This window comes from Actinoplanes sp. ATCC 53533 (assembly GCF_003947245.1).
This window is the reverse complement of sequence record NZ_QHHV01000688.1, coordinates 1-555: the sequence shown is the minus strand read 5'-3', so window position 1 is coordinate 555 and position 555 is coordinate 1. Positions and strand designations below refer to the sequence as shown.

Genomic DNA, 555 nt, shown 5'->3' with positions numbered 1-555 from the left:
GCCGCCGCCGAGGTCGAAGACCAGGACGGTCTGCTCCTTGGAGCCCTTGTCCAGGCCGTAGGCGAGCGCGGCGGCGGTGGGCTCGTTGACGATGCGCAGGACGTTGAAGCCCGCGATCTCACCGGCCTCCTTGGTGGCCTGCCGCTGCGCGTCGTTGAAGTAGGCCGGCACGGTGATGACCGCGTCCGTGACCGACTCGCCGAGGTAGGCCTCGGAGTCGCGCTTGAGCTTCATGAGCACCCGCGCCGAGATCTCCTGCGGGGTGTACTTCTTGCCGTCGATGTCGACGGACCAGTTCGTGCCGACCTCCCGCTTGACCGAACGGATCGTCCGGTCGGGGTTGGTCACCGCCTGACGCTTGGCGACCTCGCCGACGAGCACCTCGCCGTTGCGCGCGAAGGCGACGATGGACGGCGTCGTCCGGGAGCCTTCCGCGTTCGCGACGACGGTGGGCTCACCGCCCTCGAGAACGCTGACGCAGGAGTTCGTGGTGCCGAGGTCGATGCCGACCGCTCGTGCCATGTTCGCTTCCTCGCTTCTTGCAAATCTTCGGGG

The 555-nt window shown here is 67.9% G+C and carries 1 protein-coding gene; it reads right to left on the bottom strand.

Annotated features, from left to right (window positions below; genetic code table 11):
* On the bottom strand, positions 1-522 hold a 522-nt coding region (locus DMB66_RS60655; RefSeq protein ID WP_148113023.1), incomplete at its 3' end, for an Hsp70 family protein.
* Between the last annotated feature and the right edge of the window lie 33 nt (positions 523-555).